The 23,068-nt window shown below is 57.1% G+C and carries 21 protein-coding genes; 14 read left to right on the top strand and 7 right to left on the bottom strand.

Going from position 1 to position 23,068, the window contains the following annotated elements; genetic code table 11:
- The first annotated feature begins 110 nt into the window (after positions 1–110).
- From ASF29_RS21680 to ASF29_RS21650, 7 genes are all read left to right on the top strand, one after another.
- The gene (locus tag ASF29_RS21680) at positions 111–1,412 is read left to right on the top strand and encodes a sugar ABC transporter substrate-binding protein (protein WP_062452753.1); all 1,302 of its coding nucleotides are present in this window, start codon (positions 111–113) and stop codon (positions 1,410–1,412) included.
- 66 nt (positions 1,413–1,478) lie between these two features.
- Positions 1,479–2,420, top strand: a complete 942-nt coding sequence (locus tag ASF29_RS21675; RefSeq protein ID WP_200925566.1) for a sugar ABC transporter permease — start codon at positions 1,479–1,481, stop codon at positions 2,418–2,420.
- 11 nt (positions 2,421–2,431) lie between these two features.
- On the top strand, positions 2,432–3,271 hold the full coding sequence (locus ASF29_RS21670) for a carbohydrate ABC transporter permease (RefSeq protein WP_062452846.1): 840 nt from the start codon (positions 2,432–2,434) through the stop codon (positions 3,269–3,271).
- Between the two features lie 39 nt (positions 3,272–3,310).
- A complete protein-coding gene (gene ugpC / locus ASF29_RS21665; protein ID WP_062452752.1) occupies positions 3,311–4,396 on the top strand; it encodes a sn-glycerol-3-phosphate ABC transporter ATP-binding protein UgpC in 1,086 nt (361 codons plus the stop codon).
- Between the two features lie 36 nt (positions 4,397–4,432).
- Positions 4,433–5,338: an SMP-30/gluconolactonase/LRE family protein gene (locus tag ASF29_RS21660; protein WP_062452751.1), complete on the top strand. Its 906-nt coding sequence runs from the start codon at positions 4,433–4,435 to the stop codon at positions 5,336–5,338.
- Positions 5,339–5,395: 57 nt separating this feature from the next.
- Complete coding sequence (locus tag ASF29_RS21655) at positions 5,396–6,367, top strand: mannonate dehydratase (RefSeq protein WP_062452750.1); 972 nt, start codon at positions 5,396–5,398, stop codon at positions 6,365–6,367.
- A gap of 63 nt (positions 6,368–6,430) precedes the next feature.
- Positions 6,431–7,783 carry a glycosyl hydrolase family 28 protein gene (locus ASF29_RS21650; RefSeq protein WP_062452749.1) on the top strand — a complete coding sequence of 451 codons (1,353 nt, stop codon included), beginning with the start codon at positions 6,431–6,433 and terminating at the stop codon, positions 7,781–7,783.
- 40 nt (positions 7,784–7,823) lie between these two features.
- On the opposite strand, the gene ASF29_RS24210 is transcribed toward ASF29_RS21650, so the two are convergent.
- The gene (locus tag ASF29_RS24210; RefSeq protein ID WP_082453671.1) at positions 7,824–8,021 is read right to left on the bottom strand and encodes a hypothetical protein; all 198 of its coding nucleotides are present in this window, start codon (positions 8,019–8,021) and stop codon (positions 7,824–7,826) included.
- 293 nt (positions 8,022–8,314) lie between these two features.
- On the opposite strand from ASF29_RS24210, the gene ASF29_RS21645 reads away from it, so the two are divergent.
- From ASF29_RS21645 to ASF29_RS21630, 4 genes are read left to right on the top strand one after another with little or no spacing between them, the layout of a single operon-like run.
- Positions 8,315–9,484, top strand: coding sequence for a fumarylacetoacetate hydrolase family protein (locus ASF29_RS21645; RefSeq protein ID WP_062452748.1), 1,170 nt, complete (start codon positions 8,315–8,317; stop codon positions 9,482–9,484).
- Between the two features lie 3 nt (positions 9,485–9,487).
- Entirely contained in the window at positions 9,488–10,021 is a 534-nt protein-coding gene (locus ASF29_RS21640; protein WP_062452747.1) for a TRAP transporter small permease, read from the top strand.
- Positions 10,021–11,298: a TRAP transporter large permease subunit gene (locus ASF29_RS21635; RefSeq protein WP_062452746.1), complete on the top strand. Its 1,278-nt coding sequence runs from the start codon at positions 10,021–10,023 to the stop codon at positions 11,296–11,298. The genes ASF29_RS21640 and ASF29_RS21635 overlap by 1 nt, the downstream gene beginning before the upstream one ends.
- Positions 11,299–11,344: 46 nt before the next feature.
- Positions 11,345–12,349, top strand: coding sequence for a TRAP transporter substrate-binding protein (locus ASF29_RS21630; protein ID WP_062452745.1), 1,005 nt, complete (start codon positions 11,345–11,347; stop codon positions 12,347–12,349).
- Between the two features lie 83 nt (positions 12,350–12,432).
- Here the strand turns inward: ASF29_RS21630 and ASF29_RS21625 are convergent, their stop codons facing one another.
- From ASF29_RS21625 to ASF29_RS21610, 4 genes are all read right to left on the bottom strand, one after another.
- On the bottom strand, positions 12,433–13,527 hold the full coding sequence (locus ASF29_RS21625) for an alpha/beta fold hydrolase (protein ID WP_062452845.1): 1,095 nt from the start codon (positions 13,525–13,527) through the stop codon (positions 12,433–12,435).
- Between the two features lie 104 nt (positions 13,528–13,631).
- A complete protein-coding gene (locus tag ASF29_RS21620; protein WP_062452744.1) occupies positions 13,632–16,706 on the bottom strand; it encodes an efflux RND transporter permease subunit in 3,075 nt (1,024 codons plus the stop codon).
- The gene (locus tag ASF29_RS21615) at positions 16,703–17,785 is read right to left on the bottom strand and encodes an efflux RND transporter periplasmic adaptor subunit (protein ID WP_062452743.1); all 1,083 of its coding nucleotides are present in this window, start codon (positions 17,783–17,785) and stop codon (positions 16,703–16,705) included. Before ASF29_RS21615 ends, ASF29_RS21620 begins: the two co-directional genes overlap by 4 nt.
- Positions 17,782–18,855 (bottom strand): efflux RND transporter periplasmic adaptor subunit, encoded by a 1,074-nt coding sequence (locus ASF29_RS21610; protein ID WP_062452742.1) that lies wholly within the window; start codon positions 18,853–18,855, stop codon positions 17,782–17,784. The genes ASF29_RS21615 and ASF29_RS21610 overlap by 4 nt, the downstream gene beginning before the upstream one ends.
- Before the next feature lie 108 nt (positions 18,856–18,963).
- Between ASF29_RS21610 and ASF29_RS21605 the strand changes: the two genes are divergently transcribed.
- A complete protein-coding gene (locus ASF29_RS21605; RefSeq protein ID WP_062452741.1) occupies positions 18,964–19,599 on the top strand; it encodes a TetR/AcrR family transcriptional regulator in 636 nt (211 codons plus the stop codon).
- A 29-nt stretch (positions 19,600–19,628) separates the two neighbouring features.
- Here ASF29_RS21605 and ASF29_RS21600 read toward each other — a convergent pair whose 3' ends face one another.
- Together ASF29_RS21600 and ASF29_RS21595 are read right to left on the bottom strand one after the other, a co-directional pair.
- A complete protein-coding gene (locus tag ASF29_RS21600) occupies positions 19,629–20,369 on the bottom strand; it encodes an SDR family oxidoreductase (protein ID WP_062452740.1) in 741 nt (246 codons plus the stop codon).
- Positions 20,370–20,428: 59 nt separating this feature from the next.
- Positions 20,429–21,007: a DNA-3-methyladenine glycosylase gene (locus tag ASF29_RS21595; RefSeq protein WP_062452739.1), complete on the bottom strand. Its 579-nt coding sequence runs from the start codon at positions 21,005–21,007 to the stop codon at positions 20,429–20,431.
- 84 nt (positions 21,008–21,091) lie between these two features.
- On the opposite strand from ASF29_RS21595, the gene ASF29_RS21590 reads away from it, so the two are divergent.
- Together ASF29_RS21590 and ASF29_RS21585 are read left to right on the top strand one after the other, a co-directional pair.
- Positions 21,092–21,868: an SDR family NAD(P)-dependent oxidoreductase gene (locus ASF29_RS21590; RefSeq protein ID WP_062452738.1), complete on the top strand. Its 777-nt coding sequence runs from the start codon at positions 21,092–21,094 to the stop codon at positions 21,866–21,868.
- Between the two features lie 261 nt (positions 21,869–22,129).
- Entirely contained in the window at positions 22,130–23,068 is a 939-nt protein-coding gene (locus ASF29_RS21585; protein WP_156462791.1) for a murein L,D-transpeptidase family protein, read from the top strand.

Below are 23,068 nucleotides of genomic sequence, written 5' to 3'. Positions count from 1 at the left end.
GAAATTAGTTATATAAAAAACTTGTGTTGTCGTATAACTATCTTTAATTCATCATGTGAGTGAGTGGCAAAGCTTCGAATTTTGCCGAAGCTGAAACGCGGGAGGCGTCTATGCGGAAGAAAACTCTCAATGCGCTGCTGATAAGCTGCGCGATCATGTGTGCAGGCACTGCTGCTGCGCAGGCGCAGACCATCAGCGTCTGGTCAAGGCAGACGGATGAATCGATCAGCGTTCTGAAGGCGCTGACGGATGCTTTCACGGCAGATACCGGCATCAAGGTTGAGACGTTCAACACCGGCATCGATTTCGAACAGCGACTGGCGAGAGCCGCTGCGGGCCGCACCTTGCCGGACATTGTGCTCAACGACACCACCGCAATTGGCCAAATGCGCCAGATGGGTATTCTGGAAGCGATCGACCCCGCAAAAATCGATGGCAGCCAGGATGTGTCGTCGTCCGCATGGGATGGAGCCAAGGCGGGTGACGGGCAGATTTATTCGGTGCCGATCTCGGCCCAGGCGTTTGCGATGTTCATCCGCAAGGACTGGCGCGAAAAGCTGAACATGCCGCAGCCGAAAACCTGGGACGATGTGCGCAAGCTGGCGGAAGCTTTCACCAACAAGGACCCGGATGGAAACGGTAAGGCTGACACATTCGGCATGGCAATCCCCGGGTCGACCACCCGTGGTTATGCCAGCTGGTTCATAAGCAGTTTCATCTGGCAGGCGGGTGGTGATTACGTCAAGCAGGCGCCTGATGGCTTTATCCCTACGCTCAATACGCCGCAGGTGACCGAGGCGCTTACCTATGTGCGGGGCATGATCTGCGACAAGCTTGCCCAGCCTGGCGCAATCAATGCAACGACGGGCGACACCCTGCCGACATTCCGTTCTGGTCAGACGGGCATATTCATCTCCGGCCCCTATCACATTCCGCAGCTTGATGCCGAACCCGGCAAAGATGTGGTTGAAGTCGTCATGATGCCCGCAGGTCCCGCCGGTGTCGCTTCGCTGGCCGAGGGCACGAGCGCCTACCTCCTGAAAAGCGTCAAGGATGTGGATGCGGCCAACAAGTTTCTCGCTTTTCTGATTTCACCGAAGGGGCAGGAAATCGCGATGGCGCAGGGGTCTGGCAAGACGCCGATCGTTCGCCTCCCTGTCAACACCAAGGTGGATGTCAATGCCGTGCGCAACGATCCGCGCTGGATGGTCTTTAAGGAGACCTTTGACAAATACGGCCATTACATGCCGCCCGTGCCGAACTGGACGGCAATCCGGACGGTCACCGGCGAAGGTTTCAACCGAATTCTGGCGCAATGCGACGCAAACGTTGCCGAAGAGCTGGAAGCCCTGAACACTCAGGTCGCTACGGAATTGAGCGGGCAGAACGCGCTCTCAGCTTCCAAACAGTAAACGGTTTTCTCCGCATCCCCTTTACATTGAGGGGATGGAGGCCATGCATTGTTTCTTGAGGTGAACATGTCCGTCATGTCTCAGTCTTCCGCTGCGCAAAGCGCCACGCCCGCATCCCGTCCCAAGCGTCGCCGCACAAGAAAACGTCTCAGCACATCACTCATTCCGTGGCTGTTTCTGGCGCCGGCCCTGATCATTTTCACATGGTTCAAGTTTTATCCCATGGTTTCGGGCTTCTCCATGTCGTTTTACGACGTGCAGTTCTATTCCGACAGCAAATGGGTGGGGCTCGACAATTTCTACCGCGCCTTCAACGATCTGGCGTTACGCGCTGCGGTTATCCATACGACGATCTATGTTATTGTAGCCACGCTGTCGGCATCCTTCGTCGCATTCTTCATGGCGCTTGCGCTGGAAGGGCCGGCGCGCCATCTGGGCGTCATTCGTACTGCCGTGTTTCTGCCCGCCATTACCAGTGTCGCCATCATTGCAGAAATCTGGCGTATCCTTTTCAATTCGGCGGATTATGGCCTCGTCAACTCCCTGCTGGGACTGATCGGCATCGCGCCCCAGGGTTTTTTAAGCGATCCCAATCAGGCGCTGTGGGTGCTGATCCTGATGAGCGTCTGGAAAAGCGCGCCCTATGACATGGTGATCTTCGTTGCGGGTCTCGTAGGCGTGAACCGGGAACTGTACGATGCTGCAAATGTCGATGGTGCCAGCATGTGGCGCAAGCTCTGGCATGTGACGTTGCCGGGCATCATTCCCTCCATCTCGGTGGTGCTGATGCTGTCATTCATCCGCGGTTTCAGGGTGTTCGCCGAAGTCTACGCCACGACGGGCGGTGGCCCTGCAGGTTCGACATCCACAATCATGACCCATGTCTACAAGGTTGGATTCGAGGAGCTGAATTACGGTTACGCCTCGGCTGTCTCGCTCATGTTGCTGGTGTTTACGGTCCTGTTGACGCTGCTGCACATGAAAATCAAATCCAGATTTACCCGGTGATGAGACGAAAGATGAAAACTCCTCTTCTGCTAACCGTGATGCGGTATGTCCTTTACGCCATTCTGATCGTTGTTTTCGTCGGGCCGTTCTGGGGTGCGCTGGTTACCGCCTTCAGTGGCGTCAGCCTGAAACCCGGTGAATTGACCCTCATTCCGCATAGCCCGACGCTTGAGAACTTCCGCATCGCGCTCGTGGATATGAAAGTTTGGCGATATCTGATGAACTCGGTCATCGTCGTCATCGTCGGTACGGCCTTGCAGGTCACCGTCAGTGCCCTTGCGGCCTACGCGCTTGCCCGCAAGAAGTTTCGCGGCGCTGCGGTCGTCAGCCTGCTTATCCTTTGTACGCTGATGCTGCCGGAAGAGGTCATCGCGATTCCACTCTATCTGGTCATGCAGAAGGAACTGCCGATCATTAATGTCTCGATCTACAATACGTATCTGGCGATGATCCTGCCGGTGGTCGGCTGGGCGTTTTCCATCTTCATGCTGACGGAGTTCATGCGTGCCATTCCGCTCGAGCTGGAAGAGGCCGCGCGCATCGACGGTGCAAGCGAATGGCAGATATTCTTTCGGGTTATCCTGCCATTGGTGCGTCCGGCGCTAGGGACAGTGCTCATTTTCGGCTTCATCATGATCTGGGATCAGTATCTTCTGCCGCTGATCGTGGTGAACGACAAGGAGTTGATGACACTGCCCGTGGCGCTCGGATCGCTGCGCGTGGACGACACCATCACACCAAATATCCTGGTGGCAGCGACGCTCGTCGCCATGGCACCCAGTGTCGTCGTCTACCTCCTGCTACAGCGGCAGTTCAATCGCGGCATCATGGCTGGCGCGGTCAAAGGCTAATTGCGCAGGATTTGCGCCAAGACAATTCAGGAGAAGAAGATGGGTGCGGTTTCTCTCAGAAACGTGTCGAAATCATTCGGTGCCGTCGACGTCATCAAGGACGTATCCATAGATATCGAAGATGGCGAATTCTGCGTCCTTATCGGGCCGAGCGGCTCGGGCAAATCGACCTTGCTGCGGATCATCGCGGGGCTTGAGGAAGCCACCGAGGGCACGATCGCTATCGGCCAGCGCGATGTCACCGATCTCGAGCCAAAGGAGCGTGACATCGCCATGGTGTTCCAGAGCTATGCTCTTTATCCGCAAATGACCGTGCGTGAAAACATGAGCTTCGCCCTGCGTTTGGCAAAGCGACCCAAGGACGAAATCAAGCAGAAGATCGATGAGGTCGCGCAGATGCTCGATCTTGGGAAATTGCTGGACCGCCTGCCGAAGGAGTTGTCCGGTGGCCAGCGCCAACGTGTTGCTATGGGTCGAGCCATCGTCCGCAATCCTGCCGTTTTCCTCTTCGATGAGCCGCTTTCGAACCTCGATGCGAAGCTTCGCAGTCAGGTGAGAGGCGAAATCCGCGACCTGCATCACAAATGGAATACGACCTCCGTCTACGTGACCCATGATCAGGTCGAGGCGATGACGATGGGGCAAAAGATCGTGGTGTTGCGTGACGGACGTGTCGAGCAGGCCGGGACACCGCTCGACCTCTATGATTTGCCTGACAGTATTTTCGTCGCCAGCTTTATCGGCTCGCCTGCCATCAATCTCATCAAGGCGAAGATCAGCGCCGATGCTAAAACGCTTTTGCTGCAAGATGGGCAGAGCCGGTTGTCGATACCCGGACATTACACCGATGCAGGCGGGCGTGACGTGGTCGTGGGCGTACGACCTGAATATCTTCAGATCGTGCAACACGGCACGGTCGATGCTTTGCCTGCGAAGGTCCATGCGGTGGAAACGACGGGCTCTGATACAACGGTGATTTGTGATAGTCCCGTTGGACAGATACTCGTTTCCTCGAAAAGCCGCAGCGAACTGCGTGTTGGCGAAGAGGTCGCGTTGACGATTGCCGATGGAAAAGCACTGCTTTTCGATGCCGGGACGGAACGCCGTCTGGTGCCATCGGTGTGAGACAGACATCGCATTGATAAAGCAGATTGGACTGACATGACATTGCAAGGCCCTTCGGTCCACACCGCCGAGCGCATCGCCCGCCCGAATTGCGGTGTTGGTGAAACCCCCGTCTGGGAGCCGGATGCCGGGCGCGTGACCTGGGTGGATGCGGCCGGTGCAAAGCTTTATCGCATGACCTACCCGGCTGCTCGTATGGAGCAGTTCGATCTGCCTGTGCGCGTAGGTGCCTTGGCGCTGAAGGCCTGCGGTGGGTTTATCGCCTCGACCGAGCGGGGCTTTGTCACGCTCGACATTGGCGATGGGGAAATCTTGCTGGGGGCTGGTAACGGACCGGCTCTCGGTTCCGGGTGGAGGATGAATGACGGAGCTTGCGATCGACAGGGGCGTTTCTGGTCCGGCTCCATGGCACCGGATACGTCTGCGCCCGGCGCGTTCGGCACACTGTTCAGCATTGGTCGTGGTGGTGTGGTTCTGGAGCGGGGCGGGCAGTTTCGAACACAGAACGGGCTCGCCTGGAGCCCTGACGGGCGGGTCATGTACGTATCGGACTCCAACCCACTCAATCCGCGAGTGCTGGTGCAGGATTTCGACCCGACCACCGGGAATTTCAAAAACAGCAGGCTGTTTGCGGATCAAGCGACGCTGGGCGGTCGGCCTGATGGTGCAGCTGTCGATACGGACGGTTGCTACTGGATCGCGGCAAGTGATGGCGGCAAGATTGTGCGCATGACGCCTCGGGGACGCATCGATGCGGAAATCCACGTCGATGTGCCGAATCCGACCAATATCTGCTTCATCGGGCCAGACTTGAAGACTGCTTTCATCACGAGCCTGAAAGCAGAGGGCGTTGGGCTTGGCGGCGACGTATACGTCGTCGATCTTCCTTTCCAGGGAATGCCGGAACCCATTTATGACCCCAACATGTCAGATGAGCCCTAAGCAGTGCGACAGCCTTTTGGCTGAGTTTCCATAAGACAGACTGAACGGAGCAAGCAGATGTATCTCGGAACACAAATCCCGGCCCGCAACGACGATGACTACCGGGTGATGAAGCAGCTCGGCGTCAGCAACGTTTCCGCCACGCCGCCGGGCGATTGGCGTGCATGGGATCGAGCGACGCTGGAGGCTTTTCGCGAAAAGATCGAGAGTTTCGGCCTGACGCTCGATATGACGCAGCTTCCCATGCCGTCCACGCGGGTCGACCGGGATGTGCCCTGCAAAGACATCATGCTGGCGGGGCCGGAGCGTGACAGCCAGATCGACGGAATTTGCAGGCTGATCGAAAATTGTGCTGCTGCCGGTATTCCGTCCGTTCGCTATAATTTCAATTATATCGGCATTCCCCGCACACCCATGGAGCCGGGGCGTGGTGGCTATATGGCAGAGGCGTTCAGGCTGGACCTTGCCAATCCCGATGAACCGGCACCGGCTGGCGTCGGCTCGCTTGATGAGGACACGATCTGGGAGCGGGTCGATTATTTCCTGGCGCGCGTGGTTCCGGTGGCGGAGTCCGTCAATGTTCGTCTCGCCTGTCACCCGCACGACCCGGCAACGCCGCCGGGCTACATGGGCGTTACCCGGGTTCTTGGCTCTGTCGAGGGCATGAAGCGTTTCGTCGGAATGCATGAAAGCCCGGTCCACGGCCTGAACTTTTGCATCGGTACCTTGGGTGAGATGGTTGAGGATGTGTCCGAAGTGCCTGAAATCACACGCTGGTTTGGTGAGCGCGGCAAGATCATGAACATTCATTTCCGCAACATCGTCGGCAAGCGCTATTCGTTCCGAGAAAGCTTTCCGGAAGACGGCGATATCGACATGCCTGCGGTCATCGATGCACTGCGAGACACGGGCTATCAATACATGGTCATGCCTGATCATGCGCCAACGCTGGCTGGGGAAAACCAGCAGCAAGTCGCTTTTGCTTTTTGCTACGGCTATATCGCCGCGCTTTTGCAGACGCGTTGCTGATTTCAGTGGCGGCCTGTCTCAGACCGTCGGACATGTTTCTTGAACAAACGATCGGATGTACCCATGACATCTTCACCCATCCGTATTTCACCTCAGAGCGGCGAGATCACTGAAACGCTGCAGTCACTTTTCGACGCGCAAACAGGACCGCTCCATGTCTTGCTCGAAGCGGGGATACACCATTGTGGTGGGTTGCGGCTACGCTCTGATTTGACGATCGAGATTTCAGATGGTGCCGAGCTGCATTTCGTACCGCGCTACGACGCCTATGCGCATACGACCGTTGCCATCGTTGCCGAGGAAAGCAACCGGGCGATGATGACCGCGGTGGGTGCTCGTAATATTGCGTTGATCGGCGGCGGGCGGATTTTCTGCGCCGGATCGACAGCTTATACCCACGGTGACGATGGTGAGATGGGAACGCTTGTCGCATCACGCCACCGTCCGCGTATTCTGGTTCTCGATGCTTGCCGTGACATCACAATCGAAAACCTGCGCATCGACGACTCTCCAATGTGGACCATGCATTTCGCCGGATGCGACGGCATCAAGGTCAAAGGTGTTGCTGTCGATAATGATCGCCGAATGCCAAACACTGACGGCATCGTTATCGACGGATGCCGCAACGTCGACATTATCGACAGTGTTTTTCGAACCGCCGATGATGGGATCGTGCTGAAAACGACGCGTCGGGAGGACGGTTCGCTAACCGGACCTTGTGAGAATGTCATTGTCAGAAATTGCATCGTGGAAAGCCGCTCCTGTGCCTTGAAGCTGGGAACGGAAAGTTTCTCTGACTTCCGCAACATCTCCTTTGAAGATGTCCGTATCGAAAAATCCAATCGTGGCCTTGGTATCTTCTCACGTGATGGCGGTGCTGTGGCTGGTGTTCGCTTCGTGCGTATCACCGTGGATTGCCATGAAACGCCCGCAGGTTTTTGGGGTTCTGGAGAAGCGATAACAATCACGGTGCTCGATCGCCGCCCGGAAGAGTTCCCGGCCGGGGCTGTTACAGATGTCGTTGTCGAAGATGTTACGGGACGAATGGAAGGTGCCATCAACCTAGTTGCAGAAACGCCCGGTGGTATTTCAGGGGTGGCTCTACGCAGGGTCTCGCTAGAGCAGGTTCCTGGCCCTTTGAAGACGGGACTAAGTTATGATATCCGCCCGACGATTGAGGATCGCTTCGATCGGTTTCCGATTGAGGACAAAAGTGCGGGGCGAGTAAACGCCTGGCGGTTTGGACCTGATGGGAAGATCATCGGGCTGATTGAGTATCCAGGCGGCATGCCGGGCATTTTTACACATAACGTCACCGGCCTAGACCTTGACGACGTACATGTGGTGAGACCTCTTCCGCTGCCGGAAGGCTGGAATCAGAGAGAAATCTCCATCGTTTCCACAGACCCGGCTTAGCCGCCTGGAATTCTTTTCGTCAGCTCTGGTTATTTCTACTTCATGCAGCCCCTGCTGGATCACCTATGGGCAGTAGTGCGGGATTGATCACCGGATCGTTGGGATTTTTGCTGTCACCGGGATTCGTTATGGGAGGAGCTGCGGGCTTCTCCTGTGTGCGGTCAGGAATACCGGGTGTTGTTGTCGGTCCACGAGGTGTTTCGACTGGATCGGTACCGGGAAGGTCACGGTCAGGCATATTTGTCTCCTCTTAATGAACCCATTAAACCGCTCTCCAGCTGTGAAGTTCCAAATCATATCCGATTGATGCAAGTCTGCGCTCCCGCCAAGCTGCAAACGGGCAGTGGAAGGGCCGCCCGGTTGCTGGGCTGTGTGTAAAACATCAGAACTATGTGCAAGATGTAAAATATGCTTTGACCAGAACCGAAAACGTTTTAGACATCGTTCGGGACGATTGTCAGACATCCTGACAATACGGCAAGCCTACTGCTGGAGGGCAAGGGGCTTGTCTGGACATGTGGAGGACTATCCGTGAATTCCGAAGGTGTACTGCGCGCAGAATCCATTTTGCCGGACGATGCCGATAACGCTCTCCTGGTCGGGCGCGTCTGGTCTGACGCGCAAGGTGGTCCTTGTCCGGTTCTTATCTCCGATGGCCGGGTTCTGGATCTGTCAAGCATCGCGCCAACGATGTCAGGTCTGCTCGAACTGGATGATCTCGGCGCGGTCCTTCGTCACTCGACCTCGTTTCCAGACCTTGGACCGTTGCAGGACTTCCTGTCTGGCGATGCTGGCAAGGTTCTGGCGCCGATCGACCTGCAGGCTATCAAGGCTGCTGGCGTGACCTTTGCAGACAGCATGCTGGAGCGGGTGATCGAGGAACAGGCCAAGGGTGATCCCCGTCGCGCTCAGGACATTCGTGCCAAGCTCGCGCCGGTTCTCGGCGATAGCCTTCGTGGTCTCGTCGCGGGGTCCGAACAGGCTGCTGCGGTCAAGACGCTCTTGCAGGACATGGGCCTCTGGTCGCAATATCTCGAGGTCGGCATCGGCCCTGATGCGGAGATATTTACCAAAGCACAGCCTATGTCATCGGTAGGATGCGGCGATCTCGTCGGCATCCACCCAATTTCCCAATGGAATAATCCCGAGCCGGAAGTGGTCCTCGTCCTGCGCTCGGACGGCACGATCCTAGGTGCAAGCCTGGGCAACGACGTCAACCTTCGCGACGTCGAAGGGCGCTCCGCCCTGCTTCTGGGGAAGGCCAAGGACAACAACGCTTCCTGCTCCATCGGCCCCTTCATCCGACTTTTCGACGAAAGCTTCACAATGGAGGACTTGCGCCGGGTTCGTGTTGGCTTGCGGGTGGAAGGCGAAGACGGCTTTGAAATGACAGGCGAAAGCCCGATGGAAGCCATCAGCCGCTCACCCGAAAGCCTTGCCTCCCAATTGAGAAATCGAAATCATCAATATCCTGATGGTGCGGTTCTGTTTCTGGGCACCATGTTTGCGCCTGTCAAAGACCGCCGTGGCGCAGGGCAGGGGTTCACCCACGAAATCGGCGACCGGGTTGAGATTTCCACCGCAAAGCTCGGACGGCTCGTAAACCGGGTTGAGCGCACCGACCAGTGCCCGGAATGGACGTTCGGCGTCGGTTCCCTCATTCGCAATCTGGCCCGACGCGGTCTTCTTGGAAAGGTGTGAGACATGCAAAAAGCCATCGATCTCTTCTATCGTTTCCTCGAGCTCCTGCTGATCCTGCTGCTGTCAGGCATGGCGATCATGGTCTTCCTCAACGTGATCCTTCGCTACGGTTTCAATTCCGGCCTCAACGTATCGGAAGAATTGTCGCGTTACTTCTTCGTTTGGCTGACCTTCATAGGTGCCGTCGTCGCCTTCAGGGAGCACAGCCATCTCGGTATCGAAACACTCGTAATGTTTCTGTCGCGTCGCGGTCGCATCATCTGCATGTCGCTTGCCAATGTGGTGATCATCGTCTGCTCGGCCATCTTTTTCTGGGGTACGTGGAAACAGTTTCCCATCAACGCCAGCATGGCTGCACCGGTGACCGGCATGTCGATGATCTGGGTCTACGGGATCGGTCTATTCACCGGTGCTGGCATGGTTCTGATCGCGCTGGAGCGTCTCGTGCGACTTTTGACCGGGCGCGTCACCGATGAGGAGATTTCAGCCTTTGCCGGTGAGAACCTGACAGTCGAACAACTGGCGGAGCGGACCTGATGACACTTCTCGTCTTTATCGCATCGCTCTTGGGCGCAATGGTCATCGGCGTGCCCGTCGCCTTTGCCCTGATGTTCTGTGGCGTCATTCTCATGTGGTTCATGGGCATGTTCAACACCCAGATCATCGCGCAGAACATGATTGCTGGTGCCGACACCTTCACGCTGCTGGCGATCCCCTTTTTCATCCTGGCGGGTGAGTTGATGAATTCGGGCGGTCTGTCGCGCCGTATCATCGATTTCGCCATTGCATGCGTCGGTCACATACGTGGCGGTCTCGGCATCGTGGCCATTCTGGCTGCGATCATCATGGCCAGTATTTCAGGCTCTGCGGCAGCGGATACGGCCGCGCTCGCTGCCATTCTGCTGCCGATGATGGCAAAGGCGGGCTACAATGTTCCGCGCGCTGGCGGACTGATTGCAGCCGGTGGCATCATCGCTCCGGTCATTCCGCCATCGATGGCGTTCATCGTGTTCGGTGTGGCCGCAAACGTTTCCATCACGCAACTGTTCATGGCGGGCATCGTTCCCGGCATTTTGATGGGGCTCTCGCTCGTCGTCGCCTGGCTGATCGTCGTCCGCAAAGATAACGTGCAACCGCTGCCGAAAGCGCCAATGTCCGAACGGCTGACAGCTACCGGTCGCGCCGCGTGGGCGCTCGGAATGCCGGTCATCATTCTCGGCGGCATCAAGGCGGGCGTCGTGACGCCGACGGAGGCTGCCGTCATCGCTGCGGCTTACGCCATGTTCGTGGGCATGTTTATCTATCGTGAATTGAAGCCGAAGGATTTGCCGCGGGTCATTCTGCAGGCCGCCAAGACGACGTCGGTCATCATGTTTCTGGTGTGTGCAGCGCTCGTTTCGGCCTGGCTCATCACGGCAGCTAACATCCCCGCCGAGATTGCCGGTTATATCGAGCCGCTGATCGATCGTCCGATGCTTCTGATGTTCGTCATCATGATCCTCGTCCTTGTCGTCGGTACCGCGCTCGATCTGACGCCGACGATTCTCATTCTGACGCCGGTGTTGATGCCGATTATCAAGCAGGCCGGCATCGATCCCGTCTATTTCGGCGTCATGTTCATCATGAATAACTGTATCGGCCTGATTACGCCGCCTGTCGGCGTGGTTCTCAATGTCGTCAGCGGTGTCGGACGTATTCCGCTCGGCAAGGTCACGATCGGCGTATGGCCCTTCCTGCTGGCGCAAACGATCGTCTTGTTTCTGCTGGTCATTTTTCCGGACATCGTTCTCGTGCCTGCGCGCTGGCTTCGCTAACGCGTCACCGTTCAATCATCGTTTTCTATCAATCTGGGAGGATAAAATGAGAAAACTGCTACTCGCTACCACGGCATTCGCATTCGGTCTGTCGGCTGCAATGCCAGCCTTTGCCGAGTTCAATGCCAGAAATATTCGTATTTCCAACGGCATCAACGCCGATCACCCCGTAGGCAACGGTATCAAGGCGATGCAGGCCTGCCTCGATGAAAAATCCGGCGGCAAGCTCAAGATCACCGCCTTCTGGGGCGGCGCACTCGGCGGCGACCTTCAGGCGACGCAGGCACTGCGGTCTGGTGTTCAGGAAGGCGTCGTCACGTCGTCTTCGCCGCTCGTCGGCATCATTCCAGCGCTTGGCGTCTTCGATCTGCCGTTCCTCTTTGCAAACCCGCAGGAGGCCTACAAGGTGCTCGACGGCAAGTTCGGCGACATGATGAATGAAAAGCTGGAGGCTGCCGGTCTCGTCAACCTCGCCTATTGGGAGAACGGCTTCCGAAACCTGTCCAACTCCGTTCGCCCAGTAACGAAGTGGGAGGATTTTTCGGGGATGAAGGTTCGCGTCATGCAGAACAACATCTTCCTCGACACCTTCCAGAACCTTGGTGCGAACCCGACACCAATGGCTTTCGGCGAAGTATTTTCCGCACTTGAAACCAATGCGATCGACGCACAGGAAAACCCCTATGTGACGATCGACACGTCCAAGTTCTTCGAGGTTCAGAAGTATATCACCGAGACGAACCACGCCTACACGCCGTTCCTGCTGCTGTTCTCAAAGGCAATCTTCGACACCTACACAACAGAAGAGCAGGCAGCGCTTCGTGAGTGCGCGGTCGTTGGACGTGACGAGGAGCGCAAGGTCATTCAGGAACTCAACAAGACCTCGCTCGAAAAAATCAAGGAAGCGGGACTGAAGGTGAACACCCTGTCACCGGAAGAACAGACCCGTATCCGCGAAAAGTCCATGGTGGTTTACGAGAAGCACAAGCAGCAGATTGGCCCTGATGTCGTTGACGCCATCATCGCCGAACTGACTGAAATACGGAAGTAACCGACCATTCGAACTCACGGTCTAAAGACATGCACGGAGCCTATGCTCCGTGCATTTTTGTTGTCAGGTCTGCTTATGCATCTCTACTGTCGGGTTATTTGCCCCGCCAGTTTGAAAGGGCTTGCGACAGCAGCACCGGCAGCATCGAAGACGAATGCACCAATGTTCTTGCCGTTCGTGCGCATCTGCGCTTCGGCCCTGACCAAATCACCGGAGAAGCGGGCTAGCGAAGCGTATCGGTCGTGACCAAGACCGTCGGAAGATTTCAGCGAAGAGATGTCGATGACTGTGAGGCGTTCTGCCTTGGCTGCCTGTTCGATTAGCGGATCGTTTATATCAAGCAAGCCGACGCGCGGTCGCTCGCCGCTCACAAAACTCGATATGCTGAGCGCGTCATCGCTTTTTGACACAAGCAGAACGACCGGGTTGGGAATACGTCCGATATCACCAAGCTGAGATTTGAAGACGTCAACGTCGATATCCGGTGCAGCAAGCACGATCTGCAGCTTTGCCAGAACGTCATTCTGCCCCCGAAACTTCAACTGCCGTGCGACTTCCATGGACAGAAAACCGCCCATGCTGTGTCCGAAGAGGACGATGCGTTTGATCTTGGGCGCTTTGGCAAGGGCGGTCAAAAGCGCATCCAGTTGTGAGCGTGAATACAGCACCGCATCCTTGTCGGCGACATAACCCGTGACGCTTGCTGCCGATGGCCAGGAGAACATGACCGGCGCACTCATGGAGGTGGCGTCCGCCGACATCTGGGCAGTTCTGAAAAGCGCCTCCTGATACGAGTAGTTATAGCCGTGAACGAATACGGCGGCCGTACCATCAAATTTGGCGGCAGATGCGGCAGCGTCCTGAACCAACGCATCCAGCGAGAGCTTTTCCCGTTCGGTTATGACGAATTCGCGCTTTGGGTCGGGTTTAGACGAAGGGTATGTGATATTTGCGCCGTTCCTGTCGCGCGGCACGGAAAAGACGAAGCGGTCGTAGTGGACATCCGTGGCCCAGCGATTGCCGAACGCGTTTTCCTTGCTTTGAAACACGCGGTTGGTGACGGCGAGTATGGTCACTTTCTGGGCCGGGTCGTTCTTCAATGCAACGGGTTGCAGCACGGCTGGCGTCGGGCGCGAAACGCAGCCCGACAGGGCCACGGCAACGGCAGCTATGGTCATGATGTAGCGCGAACGCCTGTCGATGCTGGATGAGAATAGAAACACGTTGGGCTTCGCTCTGCGAGGTGGGCATGGAAGAGGGCGCTGACGCGCCCTCCGGTAAATCAGACCGTTGCGGGCTCCTGCGTCGGCTTGGCGTCATCTTCACGGGGAATACGGAACCATGCAACGTAGAGCGCAGGAAGGAACAGCAGCGTCAAAACCGTTCCTACCACAATCCCGCCCATCATGGCATAGGCCATCGGGCCCCAGAAGACCTCGCGAGAGATAGGTATGAGGGCCAGCGTCGCCGCTGCCGCCGTCAACATGATCGGTCGCATACGGTGTTCCGTAGCTTCGATCACCGCTTGCCAGGCGCTGACACCCTCTTCTCGCAGATGCTCGATCTGCACCACGAGAATGACCGAGTTTCTGATGAGGATACCGATCAGCGCGAGCACGCCGAGGATGGCAACGAAGCCCATCGGAGCGTTGCTGAGCAACAGGGCTGCGACGACGCCGATGAGAGCCAACGGAGCGACGGCAAAGACGAGGAACAGGCGGCTGAAACTTTGAAGCTGGAACATCAGGATCGTGGCCATGGCCAGCAGCATCATGGGAGCGACCGCTGCGATCGGTCCCTGTGCCTCTTCACTCGATTCCACCGAGCCGCCGATTTCGACCTTGTAGCCTGTCGGCAGCGAAGCAGTGAACTTCTCGACCTCGGGCTTCAATTTCTCGACGATCGTTGCAGGCTGCGTCGGGCCGACGACGGCGGCCTTGACGATGATCGTCGGCATGCGGTCACGACGCCCGATCATAGGCTGCTCCAGCTCATAGCGGAACTTCGCGACAGCTGAGAGCGGGACGGACTTGCCGTTCGATGCAGCAAGCTGAAGGTTGCGGAGTGTATCGATCGAACCGCGTTCGAGGTCTTCGGCACGGCCCACCACATCGACCAGATAGATGTCGTCCCTGACTTGGGTCACGGTGGTTCCCTGAACGATATCATTGAGAGCGGTTGCGATATCCTGCGAGGAAACACCCAACTGGCGTGCCTTGTCCTGCAAGACGTCTACCTTCACGACGCGGGACGGTTCGTTCCAGTCATAGGCGATGTTGGACAGCAACGGCTGCGCATTGATGATGTTACCGAACCGCTGTGCGAGCTGACGCACGGTCTGCGTGTCCGGTCCGCTGATACGATACTGGACAGGCTTTCCAACCGGCGGTCCAATGTCGAGCAGCTTCACGAAGGCATCCGTGCCCGGGAATGTGTTGGAAAGATAATCCTGAAGATCGGCCCGCAGGCGGTTTCTGGCCTCCAGGTCCTTTGCCACGATGACGATCTGACCAAACCATGCGGCTGGGCTTTGGACGTCGTAGGACAGGATGAAACGGGGAGCGCCTTCACCGACATAGGTCGACCAGTGATCGATATCGCCATTGCCGACAAGCTTCTCCTGCTCAAACTGCGTCATTTGCCTGTTGGTTTCGGCAATCGTGCTGTTTTGCGGGAGATTCCAGTCGATAATCAGTTCCTCGCGGTCAGACGCGGGGAAAAACTGCTGCTGGACAAGACCCAGGCCACCGAGTGACAGGGCGAAGACGACGACGGTCGAGACGATCGTCACCCAGCGCCAACGCATAGCAAGCAGCAGCATCCAGGCAAAGGCGCTTGCAACGCGGCCTTTTTTACCATGGTGCGACTTCATTGTTTTGGGCAGAATGACGACGCCGAGCAGCGGGGTGAACACCACCGCAACGACCCATGAGACCACCAGAGACACGGCGATGACGACGAAGAGCGTGAAGGTAAATTCACCTGCAGCGCTGCTGTTGAGGCCAATCGGAATGAAGCCTGCAACAGTGACGAGCGTGCCCGTGAGCATCGGAAATGCAGTGGATGTATAGACGTATGTCGCAGCCTTTCGCAGGTCGTCACCTACTTCCAGCCTGGACACCATCATCTCCACTGCAATCATGGCATCGTCCACCAGAAGGCCCAGAGCGATGATGAGAGCGCCGAGCGAAATGCGCTGGAGCGAGATGCCCGAATATTCCATGAACACGAAGGTGATGGCCAGAACGAGCGGGATCGAAATTGCAACGACCAGACCCGCACGAACACCAAGGCTGATGAAGCTGATGGCAAGAACGATGACGATGGCTTCGAAAAGCGCCGTCGTGAAGCCGGAAACGGCTTCTTCCACCACGGCAGGCTGATCGGAAACCCGCTCCACGGTTACGCCAATGGGGAGGTCAGCCACCACGCGCTTCATTTCCGCATCGAGCTGTTCGCCGAAGGTCAGAAGGTTGGCGCCGGGTATCATGCCAATGGAAAGGCCGATGGCAGGCTTGCCTTTGAAGCGGAAGAGCGAGGACGGAGGATCGACATATCCGCGTTTGATCGTGGCAATGTCGGTCAACGGGAAATAACGGTCATTGACCCGCAGATTGATGGTCTTGAGGCTTTCCTCCGACAGGAATGCTCCTCCCACCCGCAATGCGATGCTCTCCGGCCCGGCATCGACGAAGCCGGATTGGGTCACGGCATTCTGTGCCTGAAGCGTGTCGATGATGGCCTGGCGGTCGATCCCCAGAGCCGCAATCTTGCGGGTGGAGAATTCGAGATAGATCACCTCGTCCTGTTCGCCCACGACGTCGATCTTGCCGGCATTGGGCACCGTCAGAAGCTTTTCGCGCGCATCTTCCACGAGATCACGCAGTTGTCGCTGTGAGAGGCCATCGGAGGTAAAGGCGAAGATATTGCCGTAGACATCGCCGAACGTGTCGTTGAAGAAGGGGCCGACGACACCGCTCGGCAGGTCTCCCTTGATGTCGTTGACCATGTTGCGGACCCGGATCCAGTTGCCGGTGACGTCCCTGGCCTTCGTCGTGGGAAGAAGCTCGACGTAGATCGTCGTCTGGCCAGCCTTGGTTTCGCTGCGGGTGTAATCCAGCGCGTCCAGCTCCTGAAGCTTCTTTTCGATTCTATCTGTGACCTGTTTGGTCACTTCCTCGGCAGAGGCACCCGGCCACTGGGCGTTGATGATCATGGTCTTGATCGTGAAAGCGGGGTCTTCTTCGCGACCCAGATTGATGTAGGAGAGGGTACCGGCGATGATGAAGATGATCATGAAGTACCAGACGAGCGAACGGTGATCGAGCGCCCAGTCGGAGAGATTGAACGATTTCACTGGGCATTCTCCTGCTCGATGCGCACGGCCTGGCCGTCTTTAAGTTGGTTGACACCGGCCACCACGACACGGTCACCGGGATTGACGCCTGCTTCGACGACCACGGAACCGCCGGGAACAGAACCTGGTGCAAGGGTGACATCCCGCGAGGACACGTTGCCCGCCTTGGCGTCCACGATCCAGACGAGCGTCTTTTGGCCATCGCGCTTGATTGCGGAAGAAGGTAGACGGATAATGGGCTGCGCATCCGATGTTGCCGTGGCAGTGATGACGGCACCCAGACGCAAGGCGTCCGGCGGATTGACCAGCGCGAGTTTCGTTCTCAGCGTCCGCGTTGCATCATCAGCTTCCGGTGCGACTTCCCGAACCAGGCCTTGCGCGTGATAGGTCGGGTCGAGCTGAAGCGCTACGTCGAATGCGGTGCCGGGCTTGAGCAGTGAAACCGCCGCTTCCGGCACGTCGATCACAGCGTCGCGTTCCTCGGGACGAGCAACGGTGACGACGCTTTGTCCCGCCGACACCACCTGACCAACCTCGGCGGACGTACTGGTGACGACGCCGTCGAACTCGCTTAGCAGGAGTGCGTAGCTCAACTGCTCGTTCGCCTTGTCGAGGTTGGCCTGCGCTTTGGCCAGGTTTGCTTGGGCTGTGGCGCGTTCTTGCTGCGCAGTTTCGAAGGTCGCCTTGGCGGCGGATTGCTTCTCGAAAAGCGTTTGCTGGCGCTGTTCGTTGGTCACCGCATTCGCGTATTGCGCCTGGGCGTTGGAAAGATCCGACTGCGAGCTTCTGACGGCAAGTTCCAGCGAAAGAGGATCGATCGCAGCCAGCACATCGCCTTTTTTCACGATGTCGCCGACCTGAACGTTTCGCGCCACGATGCGACCAAGAACGCGAAAGCCGAATTGCGTCTCAATGCGCGCGTTGACGGTGCCAGGTAGGGTCAAGGTTGCTGCAGGTGCAGGCTGAGCGATAATGGAAAGCACGGGCCGCGGTTTTTCAGCTGGCTCCTCTTCCTTCTGGCAGGCAGACAGAAAGGTGGCGGCAAGCAGAAGCGCCACGATAGTCTTTTGCGATGTCATCGGGCACTTCCTTCATAAGAGACGGTTTCGCCTATAGCCAGAAATTTGGTGCCGGTGGTCACGACGACTTCCCCTTCCGACAGGCCGGAACGAACCGTAAAGCGTTCATTTGCGTATTTTCCCACTTCGACTTTCCGCAAGGAAACGGCGCCGCTCTTCTGGTCTACGAGCCAGACGGCGGGGTGACCGGCGTCCGATGCCATTGCCGACCAGGGAAGTACGATCATGTCGAATGGTTTATAATGCGCGGTCGCGACGATCGGGCTACCGAGCCGTACATCTGCGTTGGCATCAAGCGTAAGTTTGACGCGAATGGTTCCCGTCGTGGTGTCTAGCGCCGGAGAGACTTCCCGAACCGTTGCCTTTATGGGCTTGCCACCAGTCAGTGTCGTGACGATGACATCATGCTGGATTTCGCCGCCCAGAAGCGTGGTTTCATCCGCATTGATCACTGCGTCGCGCGGGCCGTCATGGGCGAGGGTGAAAACAAGTTGGGCCGCCTGCGCGACCTGACCAACTTCCACGCTGCGAGCCGTAATGACGCCATCGGCATCCGCCTTCAGTTCGGTCTGTTCAAGCGCGTCGCGTGCGGTATCGACCTGCGCCTGCGCAGATTGAACGGTCCCCTGTCCTGTCAGCAGTGTTTCCTGCGCCTGATCGAGCGCCGCTCTTGTGGTGACGCCGGTGTTGAAGAGGCTCTGCTGTCGGTCGAACGCCTGCTGCGCCTGTGTCTGCTGGGCTTGCGCCGATTGCAACGTTGCCAGCGCAACCTGAAGATCTGCCTTCTGCTCTTCCGGATCGATACGGGCAAGAACCTGACCGTTAGAGACATGGTCGCCCACGTCCACAAGGCGCTCGACAATACGCCCGCTGACACGGAACGACAGATCGGATTGGACGCGGGCGCTGATCTCACCGGTCGTGGAAGCCGAATCCGTAACCTCGACGGGCTTCACCTTGACCACTTCGACATGCCGCGGCGGCTTTTCCTGAGCTTCTTTTTCAGGCGCACAGGCAGACAGGCCCGACAGGGATGCCGCCATGAGGGCGATTGTTGCGTACCGTCTCATATATTGCCTCTTGAACAATGATGAATAGCTGATACATTTGACTTACCGGACAGTCAATGAAATTATTGTGTGCGCGAATTGATCGGGTGCAGATGGTTAAGGAGTACAATGGCAAGGCTGACACGCGCCGAACAGAAGGCACTTCGCCCCACCCAGATATTGGAGGCTGCCTTCGAGGAATTCGTCGAGCACGGATATACGGCGGCAAGGGTGGAGGATATCGCAGAGCGGATCGGCGTCACCAAGGGAACGGTGTATGTCTATTTTCCAACGAAGGAAGAGATTTTTGCGGCGATGATCCGTCATATCGCCGCTCCGCTTGAGAACTTCGTTTCGAATCTCGGCGACCTGCAAGGAAGCAGTTCAGAGCGTTTGAAAGCGCTCGTTCTGCAGCTCTACGAAAGCTTGCTCTCGGAGAGGCGGCTTCGGCAGCTGTTGCGGTTTGTCATTTCGGAAGGCACCCGCTTTCCGCAGGTTATAGACACTCACCATGACGAATTGATCGAGCCGCTTCTCATGCATATCCAGACGATTCTGGATGACGGGGTGAAGTCTGGCGAGTTCCGGTCCGGCCCCCGGGCAACGGCACGGATCATCTTTGCCCCGGTCATCGCGATGGGTGTTGAAACCCTCATTCACGGGGATCGTCGGGAAACCGAACTTCCAAGCTTCATCGAAGCGCATCTTGATCTTGTGATGTGTGCGCTCGCTGTCTGCCCTCAGCAGCCTGCTCCACAGGGCTGACGATGGAGGATGGTCGGCACCGTCTGTCTTCAGACGTGCTGACCGCCATTGATATGGATTTCGGCGCCGTTGATGTAGGAAGACGGTTCGGTGCACAGGAAATAGATCGTTTCGGCGATCTCAAGCGGATCGCCCAGCCGTTGCATCGGCACCTCCGCCGCCACAAGCTCGTCCGTGCCGGGCGAAAGAATGGAGGTCTCGATCTCTCCGGGCGCGATTGCATTCGCTCTGACACCGCGTCGACCGAACTCGTGGGCCATCTCTCGTGTCAGGGAGCCCAGCGCTGCCTTTGATGCAGCATAGGCCACACCTGCAAAGGGGTGGACGCGAGTTCCGGCAATGGATGTGACATTGACGATCGAGCCCTTCGCGGCCTCAAGCTCAGGCAACAACGCGCGGGCAATCAGCGCTGTGGAAATGAGATTGACATTGAGCACCTGCGTCCAGATATCCGCGTCCGTTCCCATCACGCCAAGCCTGCTTTTATCTGGGCCCTTTGGTGAAATGCCGGCATTGTTGACCAGTGCATGCAAGCGCCCATGCGGCAAGCGCTCACGCACCGTTTCGGCAAGCCTTTCCACTTGGCTCAAGTCTGAAAGGTCGGCTTGAATATGGCTCTCACGGGCCGATGGCCATGCGCATTCTTCTGAAAACGGTTGTCGGGAAACCGTAAGTATGCGCCAACCCTTTGATTGGAAGAGCTTTACAGTTGCATGGCCAATGCCACGACTGGCGCCCGTCAATAACATGTAGCGACGTTCTTCGGTCATTCAGTCACTCTCCGTTGCTGATGGTAAGTTGGGGTGCAGCGGATAGATTGCAAGCGGCTTCATGGATTGGCCGTTCCCATATGATCCGGAAACTTGCGGCTGAGGAAAGGTGACTTGTCGAGACCGAAGCGCCAGGGCTGATCGATCGCTTTCGAAATTCCAATACGCGGACCAGCGATAATTGTGGGGGTAGACGAAGGCGCACTGACGAAGCAGGGGGTGCGGTCCAGGGACACGCCATCCATGTCGCCGGTAATCGCCAGTGCCTGAGAAAGCTTGCCTGGACCGGAGCAAAGTCTGGTCACGCCTTCGACATTGCGGCGCATCTTCATCATGTCGACGCCGCCCGTAGGCTCCAAGGCGCGGATCAGCACGGCAGAGCCCGGAACACACACGATGTTCGCACACCAGTGCAAGCCGTAGGAGCGATAGACGTAAAGATGTCCGGCAGGCCCGAACATGGTGCGATTGCGCGGCGTTGGACCATTGAAGCTGTGGGAAGCAGGATCGTCTGCCCGGTATGCCTCGGTTTCAACGATCATGCCGCTGGTATGATGGATATGCAGAACGCAGCCGATCAGCGCTTTTGCAACGATGACCGCGTCTCTCAAATAAAAGTCTTGGGCAAGGATGGCCATTTGATCCGTTTGTCTGGAACTAGCTCGGTTGTGTGATGTTGTCCCTCGATACTAGCCGAGACACATTCGACTTTGGAGAAAAGCATGACGATTGCAAAGGTTGCGCTGGTGACAGGCGCAGGATCGGGAATAGGTCGAGCGGCAACACTCGCACTGGCCAGCGAAGGATACAGCATCGGCCTCCTCGGGCGCACCAGAGACGAGCTCGAAAAGGTCGCAAAGGAAGTGCGTGCCACCGGACATCAGGCGATCACTCTTGTTGCGGATGTCGCCCATGATGACCAGATGACTGAGGCTTTGGCAAAACTGATAGAACAATTCGGCAGGCTTGATGTCGTCGTTGCAAACGCCGGTATCAACGGGGTCTGGGCGCCCATTGAAGATTTGAAGCCAGCAGAGTGGGACCAGACGATCAGCGTCAATTTGCGTGGTACCTATCTCACCATCAACAAGGCGGTCCCTCATATGAAAGCCAATGGAGGATCGATTATCATCGTGTCGTCCATCAATGGCACCAGAACCTTTACGTCCCCGGGGGCAACCGCCTATTCGGTGACAAAGGCAGGACAACTGGCAATGGCGCAGCAGCTTGCGTTGGAACTTGCCCGATACGGCATTCGCGTCAATGCCTTGTGCCCGGGCGCAATCGACACCGAAATAGATGACAATACCCAGATCCGTGACAAGGAAAAGACCGAGATTCCAGTCGAATGGCCCAAGGGCGAAATTCCGATTTCAAACGGCAGGGCGGGTAGCAGTGAAGACGTCGCTGACCTGATCGTCTTTCTGGCCGGTACAAAGTCGCGTCACATCACCGGTACGCCAGTATGGATCGACGGTGGCCAGGGGCTCCTTGTCTGAAAAGCCCCTGCCTCACTATGTTGTGTTCGTATGATTAACGAACCCGTAACGTAAATTCACGACTCTTTGTCCCAACGGCCGGTTGCCGTCATCCGGCCAACTTCTCTATGTACGTTTCGCTTATAGAGGCGGGCAAGGCGTTTAATGACTGATACGATTTCTTCCGGGTTCGTAGCGACGAAGTTACGGGGCATAAGGACAGCATTTGTGCGGGCAACCTCCGTTGCCGCTTTGTGCGGCGTTCTGGCGGCCTGTACCTCCATGGGATTGGATAGTGCCAATCGTGCGCCGCCCAAACTGTCTTCAAAGGTCGCTGCTTCCATGTCCGCCAAGGGTATGAAGCCTGAGAGCCCCGTTCTCGTGCGTATTTTCAAACAGGAGAGCGAACTGGAGGTCTGGAAGGTCGACAAGACCGGAAACTACGCTTTGTTCAAGTCCTATCCAATGTGCCGTTGGTCGGGAAAGCTGGGGCCTAAGACCAAGAGTGGTGACAGACAAGCACCCGAAGGCTTCTACCATGTCTCCGCAGGCATGCTGAATCCCAATTCGCAATATTACGTGTCGTTCAATCTGGGTTATCCCAACCGTCTCGAATCCGCTTTGGGTTACACTGGCGAAGCGCTGATGGTTCATGGCGCATGTTCGTCGTCCGGCTGTTATGCGATGACGGATGAGCAGGTCGGAGAAATCTATGCGATCGTCGATCGAGCGTTGAAGGGTGGGCAAAAACAATTTCAGGTTCAGGCCTATCCGTTCCGCATGATGGCACGCAATCTGGCGGCATACAAGAACGACCCGAATTTTTCGTTCTGGAAGACCTTGAAGGAAGGCTATGATTCCTTCGAGCTGACACGGCAGCAGCCGAAAGTATCCGTCTGCGGTCGGCGTTATGTCTTCAACAGCGAATTTGCTGGTGGCGAACCGACCGATCCGCTGGCCAGTTGCCCGCCCGTGGCCGCCCAGCTGAACCCGGCACTGGTCGCGAAACTCGATGCTGAGCAGCAGAAACTATCCTTGGCGCTGAATGATGCACCGGCCAGCGCAGCCACGGCCTATGTCGATGGCGGTATGCATCCCAGCTTTAGAGCTATCCTGAAAAACAACGGCGCAAAGAGCATGGCAGCGAAAGTTTCCGGCACCAAATATCCTATCAGCCGCCCGGAAGCGGCGCTTGCAGACCCGTTTGCGGGTGCGAGATGA

The organism is Rhizobium sp. Leaf262 (assembly GCF_001422245.1).
Lineage (GTDB): Bacteria > Pseudomonadota > Alphaproteobacteria > Rhizobiales > Rhizobiaceae > Agrobacterium.
Note: the sequence above shows the minus strand (reverse complement) of the source record. Positions and strands in the feature narration are given on the sequence as shown.